Origin of the sequence: Arthrobacter sp. GCM10027362 (assembly GCF_042679445.1) — a bacterium.
GTDB lineage: Bacteria > Actinomycetota > Actinomycetes > Actinomycetales > Micrococcaceae > Crystallibacter.
Map to the genome: position 1 here is coordinate 1 of NZ_JBHTML010000183.1, position 7549 is coordinate 7549.

Here is a 7549-nt window from a genome sequence, read left to right on the forward strand (position 1 = left end):
CCGGCCCTGCCCCGGCCAGCACGGCCGCGAGTTCCGGCGGGCCGACGACGGCGATCCGCCGTGCCCCGGACAAGGCGTCGAGCGTGCGGCGCAGCAGTGTCCTGCCCTCGAACTCCAGCAGCGCCTTGGGCACCCCACCGAGCCGGGAGGACCGCCCGCCCGCGAGCACCACGGCGTCATGGGATCCGGCAACGCCGGCCTGCCCGGCCGGGGACCCGTTCATGCCGCGGAGCCGCTGTCAAGGAATTCGCTCCAGGCGGGGGCCGGGCGTTCCAACTCGCGGATGCGCCAGTGCGCCCCGCGCGGGGGCTTGGGCGTGAAACGGAGCTGCCAGCCCATCTGCGCCAGCGTGCGGTCCCCCTTGGCATTGTTGCAGCGCAGGCAGCAGGCGACCAGGTTCTCCCAGCTGTCCTCGCCGCCGCGGGACCGCGGGCGCACATGGTCCACGGTGCTGGCGGTCTTGCCGCAGTAGGCGCAGACATGGTTGTCCCGGCGCAGCACGCCCCGGCGGGTGACGGTGGTGTCCTGCCGGTACGGGACCTTGATGTAGCGGTTGAGCAGGATCACCGAGGGCCTGCCCAGGATGTCGTTCGGTCCGATGACGGGGTCCCCGTCCTCTGCAATGACGCTTGCCTTGCCGGCGAGCACGAGCAGCAGCGCCCGGCGGAAGGTGACCACCGCCAGCGGTTCATATCCAGCGTTCAGAACGAGTGTGCGCATCGCACATTCCTCTTCGTCTGCCCAGGCCCGGGGCCTGCGTGGATCGCACGTCCCGGCCGTGGCTGTTCGAACTGACAGAGCCAGAGTAAATCCACCCATGCCCGCGGCGCCAACATTTCATTCCCACAGGCAAATGTGTCGCACCTCTATTAACGGGCATGAACGGGGTCCATTAATAGAGGTGCGACGGGCGGAGGCGGGTCCGAAAACGGACAAGGACCCGCCGCCCCTTCCGAGGCAGCGGGTCCTTGCGGACGGATTTAGCGGGACGGCCGGATGAAGACCGGGCCGGAACCGATGTAGGCGTCGGCCAGCACGGTGGTGTAGCCGGTCCAGCCGCCGTGGACGGCCTGGCCGTTGCCCACGTAGATGGCGATGTGGGGAACACCCGCGCCGGCGTCGTCATAGTAGATCAGGTCGCCCGGCTGCGGGGTGGAAACCTGGGTGCCGTAGGCGAAGAACTGCGCGGGGGCCAGGTCGCCGACGGAAATGCCGACCTGGCGCAGGGCGTTCTCGACCATGGCGGTGCAGTCCTGGGAGACGCCGATCTGGCCGTAGGCCGCGGCCACGAGGGAGGCACCCAGACCGCTGGCGGCAGCCTCGGCCTTGGCGGCCGGCTTCTCCACCGACGCTGCCTGAACGTTTGACCCGACGCCGGCCTCGGGCTGGGCGGCCTGTTCGGTCGCGCCAACATTGGCATCAACAGTGGCATCAACAGTGGTCTCGGCTGCGACCTCGACAACAGGCTCGGGGGCAGGGGTGGAGGTCACGCCCGCGCGCTCGAACTTGAGCTTGACGTTGGAGGCCTTGACGGTCTCGACCTGGATCCGGGTGGGGGCGGAGGATCCGGCCTGCACGGCCTTATGCTCGCCGCCGGCCTGTGCGGGAGCACCGACGGTCAGGACCAGCCCGGTAGCGGCGGCAATGACGGCGGCCTGGCGGCCAACGGATCCGGCGCTGGAGGAGACAGCCTTGGACATTGTCTCCAGCGGGTTGGTGTGGACAGGAGCCGCCCGATGGCGGCCCGCGGTGGTGCTCTTGGACACGGCTGATTACCTCTCCCCATGCCTACGAGGTGAGCTGTCGGGTTCGGATGGGAGTCACCCGGCCGCCGGACGCCTTCGCAATAAACCGAAGGTCCTGGCGACTTAACCCCTAGGGCTTCCGGGAAGCCCGCTAAGTGGGTCCCCCGCCTCTGCCGTGCGTTGGTTGCGAACGGACTTCGGATGGCGGCAGAGCTCGGCAATCCACCCGAAGGTGCCAGGCCCATCTCGGCCTGGCACGAGTTAGACGGTATACGATTTCTTCCAGCAAGTCACATTCCGATCACGGATCGGCGTGTCTTTGGTAACGAAGGTCACAGCCAGGACTTGGGGTCGACCATCTTGCCGTCGACGACGACCTCGAAATGCAGGTGGCAGCCGGTCGAATTGCCGGTGGTGCCGCTTTCGGCAATCAGGTCCCCGCGGGAGACCTTGGCGCCCTGCCGGGTGCTGATGCTCGTCAGATGGTTGTAGGTGGTCTCCAGGCCGTTGCCGTGGTCGATCACCACGCGGTTGCCGTACATGTCGACCCAGCCGGCGGATTTAATCGTTCCACCGGCGGCGGCATGCACGGGCGTGCCGCAGGGCACCCCATAGTCCTGGCCGGTATGCATCTCGCCGGCAGCGCCGGTGACCGGATTGATTCGCATGCCGAAGGGGGAGGTCATTTTCATGGCATCCATGGGCTGGGCCAGCGTGCCCTTGCTGCTGGTCGCCTCGACCTCGCCGCCGGAAGCCACCATGATCTGCTCGAGTTTGGCGTCCGCGTCGATATCGCTGGAAAGTCCGGAACGCTGGTAGTCCACCTTGACCTCCGCCGCGGCGGTGACCGCCGGGGACGAGGATCCCGGGACACCGGAGGCGCCCGCCGTCGTGGGCAGGGCCACGGTCAGCGCCATGCCGGAGACGGCTGCCACCAGGGCCGCCTTGTGGCCCAGCTCCCGGGCGGCCATTGCCAACGGGGAACGGGCCGGCTCGGCTGCACGACGGCGCCCCGCCTGTCCCGTACGCGGCCGCGCCTTAGCTGCCGGGGCGGCCGAACGACGGCGCCCCGAGGCTTTGTGTTCTGACAAAAGTCTTCCCTCTCCTGTGCGCCTGCGAAGTTAGCTGTCGGATTCGGGTCAGAAGAAAAACCCGGCTGCGCCCATGCGTCATCGGCCCCGGAGAGGATCTCCGTAGGACCGGTGTCGTATCGGCGCGGCTTCACCCCGAGGCAGCCGGGCTTCGGCCGGCTGCCGTATGTGGGTCCTCCGCCCCTGCCACCGCGGAACCTGTCGTTCCGCTGGCAGGGTTCGGCTGCGGAACAGGTAACGCCAATGTCTCGGCGCCGCAACCAACTATAGGGGCAAGGTGGAAGGCAGTAATAATCCCGTTATGTAAAAGATTCGTTTCAGGGCTCCGGCCGCGCAATCCCGCGGCTCCCGGACCCGGCCAGGCCGTCCCGCGGCGTGTCGGAAGGCCTAGCCGAGGGTAACGAAGATGTGGGCGGCCACCTCGGGCGGCAGCTCCAGCGCGCCCTCGACGCCCGGCACGCGCACGGAAATGTACTCCCCCACCGCCTCGAGCGCCAGTTCGGCCCCGGGCTTCAACCCGCCCTCTTCGAGCTGCTGCAGCAGTTCGGGGTCCACCTGGATCGGCTCGGCCAGCCGGGCAATGACCACCTGCTGTCCCGGCGTGTAATGCTTCATGGCCTCGGTGAGATTAACCACACCTTCCCCGAAGACGGCCGCCGGCTGCCCGCCCAAGGCTTCCAGCCCGGGAATCGGATTCCCGTACGGGGAGACCTCGGGTTTGCCCAGCAGTTCGTAAAGCCGCTGTTCGACCCGCTCGCTCATGACATGCTCCCAGCGGCACGCTTCATCGTGCACGTAGGCCCAGTCCAGCCCGATCACATCGGAGAGCAGCCGCTCGGCCAGCCGGTGCTTTCGCATCACTTCGGTGGCCCGCTGGCGGCCCTGTTCGGTCAATTCCAAGTGCCGGTCCCCGGTGACCACCACGAGCCCGTCGCGTTCCATCCGGCCGATCGTCTGGGAGACGGTGGGACCGGAGTGGCGCAGGCGCTCGGCAATCCGGGCCCGCAGCGCGACGATGTTCTCCTCTTCCAACTCGAGGATGGTACGCAGGTACATCTCGGTGGTGTCGATGAGATCGGTCACGGAATCCTTACTCCTTGGTTTTGCCAGGGCCTCCTTGGTTCTTGCCAGGGCGGCACATTCCCCGTCCCAAGCCTAACCGCTGCGCCCGAGCACAGCACAAACGCGGTGCCGGCACGATGCAAACGGAGCGGAGCCCCCTCAGGTCACCGGCTAACGGCCCCGCCGGCAACTGAGGCAGAATTAACGGTGGTTCGACCGCGGATCAGTGCGGCGAACCACCGCAGCGATCCGACGAGCCAGCAGTGCCCCCTGCTAGGAAGAGTTACTCATGAGCGAGCCCCAGTCCATTCGCATCCCCGCCGACCTGCTGCCCGAGGACGGGCGCTTCGGTGCCGGCCCGTCCAAGGTCCGCCCGGAGCAGATCGACGCCCTGGTCGCCGCGGGCAAGAACCTGCTGGGCACCTCCCACCGGCAGGCGCCGGTGAAGAACCTCGTCGGCAGCGTGCGCGAGGGGCTGAAGGAGTTCTTCAAGGCGCCCGGGGGCTACGAGGTCATCCTCGGCGTCGGCGGTTCCACCGCCTTCTGGGACGTGGCCACCTTCGGACTGGTCGAGCGCAAGGCCCAGCACCTGTCCTTCGGCGAGTTCAGCTCCAAGTTCGCCAAGGCCACCAACAACGCCCCGTTCCTGGATCAGTCCACCATTATTGAGTCGGAAACCGGCAGCAGGCCCGAGCCGCAGGCCGAGGCCGGCGTCGATGTCTACGCCTGGGCCCAGAACGAGACCTCCACCGGCGTGGCCGCTCCGGTCAGGCGCGTGGACGGGGCCGACGACGGCGCGCTGCTGCTGATCGACGCGACCTCCGCCGCCGGCGGCCTGGACGTGGACCTGGCCGAGTCCGATGTCTACTACTTCGCCCCGCAGAAGAACTTCGCCTCCGACGGCGGCCTGTGGCTGGGCATGTTCTCCCCGGCCGCACTGGAGCGCGCCGCCACGATCGGGGCGACGGACCGGTGGATCCCGGACTTCCTGAACCTGCAGACGGCGATCGACAACTCGCTGAAGAACCAGACCTACAACACGCCGGCGCTGGCCACCCTGGTCACCCTGAACAACCAGATCGAATGGCTCAATGCCAACGGCGGCCTGGAGTTCGCCGCCAAGCGGACCGCGGACTCCGCCGGCCGGGTCTACAGCTGGGCCGAGGCGTCCCCGGTGGCCAGCCCGTACGTGGCCAACCCGGAACACCGCTCCAATGTCATCGCCACGATCGATTTCGACGAGTCGGTGGACGCCGCCGCGGTGGCCAAGGCGCTGCGGGCCAACGGCGTCGTGGACGTGGAGCCGTACCGCAAGCTCGGCCGCAACCAGCTGCGCATCGCGACCTTCGTGGCCATCGAGCCGGACGATGTCAGCGCCCTGCTGGCCTGCATCGACTACGTGCTCAGCCAGCTCCACGGCTAAGGGCCGGGCACTCCCGCAAAGGATCAGGCCGAGGGCCCGCCCGGTGCATAAATGGCAGGGGCAGAAACCGCAGGGGCTCCGGTCCGGCTTCGTGCCGGACCGGAGCCCCTGCGTTAAGGTCTTGGCGTTCAGGCCGGAGGCAGCCGGCCGAATCGTGGCCTGCTAGGACGAAGCCTCGCCCGTGTCGCCCGTGTCCTCCGCGGACTCGTCCCGGAGCCCGGCCGCCCCGGTGTCCGTGCCGGAGCCGTCGCCGCCGGCCCCGGCGGGGGCATCGGCGGACTGCTGTCCGGCACCCGCTTCGGCGGCCGCAGCCTCCGTTTCGGGCCCAGCCTCCGGCTCAGGCACGTCCTCGGGCCGGATCCGGTCCGCCCACGGCACCCACTCCGGTGCGAGCAGGGAGTCTTCGGACGGCAGCAGGCCCACCTCGCAGACGGTGGCCGCCTTCCCGCGCGGCACCCGGGCCACGGTGGCATACCAGTGCCACCCCCGGTAACCGGCCAGCTTGGCTTCGAAACGATGCAGCACCAGCCGCTCCCCCTCCGCTGAGGCGGACACGTGGGCGCCGACCTGTTCGGCGGGGGCAATGGTGAGCACGCCCGCGCGGGCGCTGTCCACGGCCGCCGCCAGCACCGCATCCAGCTTGGGTATCCGGCGGCCGGCCGGGCGCCGCGGCGCAGCCGCCGCTGTGCCGGCTTCCGGTTCGATGAGATTCTCAGCCATTGATTCCCTTCCCGGGCCTAGGCGTCGAGGTCGTCGGCCACCCGGCGCAGCACCGCGGCCACCTTGGTGGCGTGGGACTTGTCCGGGTAACGGCCCTTGCGCAGCCCGTTGGAAATGCCGTCCAGGAGCTTGATGAGGTCCTCGACAATCACGGCCATGTCCTCGGCCGGCTTGCGGGTAGCCCGGACAATGGATGGTGCCGCCTCGAGGATCCGGACCGACAGCGCCTGCGCGCCGCGCTTGCCGGTGGCGATGCCGAATTCCATCCGCGTTCCCGACTTGACTTCCTTGACGCCCGCAGGCAGCGCGGACGCATGCAGGAACACCTCCTGCCCGTCATCCGTCGCCAGGAAACCGAAACCCTTGTCCGCGTCGAACCACTTAACCTTGCCGATAGGCACTTCTATTACCTCGTTCTACAGTTTCTGCAGTTCCCAAGTCCTGCATGCCTTCACGTTCTGTACGCCGGTTCCCGGGCCCGTCCGATTCCGCCGGCGCTTCACCCATCCGCTCCCGAGGCAGCCGAGGGCTGCCGGCAGCGCGGGTGCGCCCCGGCGGGGAAGTCCTTATCTAGATTAGCCTGTCCCGCCCGGCCATGGATCTTGCCGCGTCCTTTGCCGCGTTCCTGTCCGCTGTTAGCGTTATAGCCATGTCCGGCTCCGATCCTTCGCCCCGTCCTGCCCGATCCCCGGAATCCTCCCCGGCTGCCGCAGCTGCCACAGTGGCGGCCGTGGTGCTCTGCGCGGCGGGCCTGCTGAGCCTGGGCGCCGTCCTCGCGAATGCCTGGGCCGGAACTCCGGCGTGGACCGGATTCCCGTGGATCGCATTCTTCGGCCTGCCCGCGGCCTTCATCCTGATGCTCGGTCTTGTGGTGCGCAGCATCCGGCGGCGCCGCTCGCTGTAGGGATTGGGGCGCTCCCGGGGCTCCCGGACAGGGGTACGGTTAATCCGATGTCCTCCATCCGTGCCTTGGCCGACGACCTGGCCGCCCGCACCGACCAGCAGTTGCGGGCGCTGCTGGCCGCCCGGCCCGATTTGTGCCATCCCCCGGTGCCGGACTTTTCCGCGCTGGCCGCCCGCGCCTGTACCCGGATCAGTCTCCAGCGCACCCTCGAAAACGTGTCCCGGCCCCAGCTGGATGTGCTGGAGGCCGTGGTCCTGGCCAGCGATAAGGACGCCGGCCGGGCCGCGGACGCCACCACGCTGCAGCCGCTGCTGCGTCCGCCCTCCGGCCGTGCCACCCTCAGGCAGCTGGACGGGTATCTGGCCCGACTCCACGCACTGGCCCTGCTGGTGCGTGTGCCGGCCGCTTCCGGTCCGGAGCCAGCACCCCGGCGCCCGGCCTACTTGCCGGCGAGCAACCTGGAGGAGGTGCTGGGCCCCTATCCTGCCGGGCTGGGCCGGTCCTACCGGGCCTTGGCCGCGGCCAACGCGGACACGGCCGCGCGGCTGGCCGCAGTCGCCGTGGCCCTGCACCGGGCCGGCTACCCGGTGGAACCGGCCGCCAC

At 69.0% G+C, this 7549-nt stretch carries 9 protein-coding genes, 1 pseudogene and 2 riboswitches; of the genes and pseudogenes, 3 read left to right on the top strand and 7 right to left on the bottom strand.

What is annotated here, in order from left to right:
- The 5 genes from ACFQ36_RS18735 to ACFQ36_RS18755 form a co-directional block, all read right to left on the bottom strand.
- A partial coding sequence (locus ACFQ36_RS18735; protein WP_377016361.1) for a molybdenum cofactor guanylyltransferase occupies nucleotides 1-223 on the bottom strand: 223 nt, incomplete at its 3' end.
- Complete coding sequence (locus ACFQ36_RS18740) at nucleotides 220-720, bottom strand: HNH endonuclease (protein WP_377016364.1); 501 nt, start codon at nucleotides 718-720, stop codon at nucleotides 220-222. The genes ACFQ36_RS18740 and ACFQ36_RS18735, both read right to left, overlap by 4 nt.
- A 260-nt stretch (nucleotides 721-980) precedes the next feature.
- The gene (locus ACFQ36_RS18745; protein WP_377016366.1) at nucleotides 981-1766 is read right to left on the bottom strand and encodes a C40 family peptidase; all 786 of its coding nucleotides are present in this window, start codon (nucleotides 1764-1766) and stop codon (nucleotides 981-983) included.
- Nucleotides 1767-1771: 5 nt separating this feature from the next.
- Nucleotides 1772-1941: riboswitch (cyclic di-AMP (ydaO/yuaA leader) on the bottom strand.
- A 136-nt stretch (nucleotides 1942-2077) separates the two neighbouring features.
- Complete coding sequence (locus ACFQ36_RS18750; protein ID WP_377016368.1) at nucleotides 2078-2680, bottom strand: M23 family metallopeptidase; 603 nt, start codon at nucleotides 2678-2680, stop codon at nucleotides 2078-2080.
- 160 nt (nucleotides 2681-2840) lie between these two features.
- Nucleotides 2841-3071: riboswitch (cyclic di-AMP (ydaO/yuaA leader) on the bottom strand.
- A 152-nt stretch (nucleotides 3072-3223) separates the two neighbouring features.
- Nucleotides 3224-3919: a metal-dependent transcriptional regulator gene (locus tag ACFQ36_RS18755; RefSeq protein ID WP_377016370.1), complete on the bottom strand. Its 696-nt coding sequence runs from the start codon at nucleotides 3917-3919 to the stop codon at nucleotides 3224-3226.
- Nucleotides 3920-4187: 268 nt separating this feature from the next.
- Between ACFQ36_RS18755 and serC the strand changes: the two genes are divergently transcribed.
- Nucleotides 4188-5321: a phosphoserine transaminase gene (serC, locus tag ACFQ36_RS18760; RefSeq protein ID WP_377016372.1), complete on the top strand. Its 1134-nt coding sequence runs from the start codon at nucleotides 4188-4190 to the stop codon at nucleotides 5319-5321.
- Nucleotides 5322-5483: 162 nt separating this feature from the next.
- On the opposite strand, the gene ACFQ36_RS18765 is transcribed toward serC, so the two are convergent.
- On the bottom strand, nucleotides 5484-6041 hold the full coding sequence (locus tag ACFQ36_RS18765; protein ID WP_377016374.1) for a DUF3027 domain-containing protein: 558 nt from the start codon (nucleotides 6039-6041) through the stop codon (nucleotides 5484-5486).
- Between the two features lie 17 nt (nucleotides 6042-6058).
- On the bottom strand, nucleotides 6059-6442 hold the full coding sequence (locus ACFQ36_RS18770) for a cold-shock protein (RefSeq protein WP_377016376.1): 384 nt from the start codon (nucleotides 6440-6442) through the stop codon (nucleotides 6059-6061).
- Between the two features lie 320 nt (nucleotides 6443-6762).
- On the opposite strand from ACFQ36_RS18770, the gene ACFQ36_RS18775 reads away from it, so the two are divergent.
- Nucleotides 6763-6945, top strand: coding sequence for a hypothetical protein (locus ACFQ36_RS18775; protein WP_377016378.1), 183 nt, complete (start codon nucleotides 6763-6765; stop codon nucleotides 6943-6945).
- 47 nt (nucleotides 6946-6992) lie between these two features.
- Nucleotides 6993-7549, top strand: a pseudogene (locus ACFQ36_RS18780) (hypothetical protein); the annotation flags it as partial.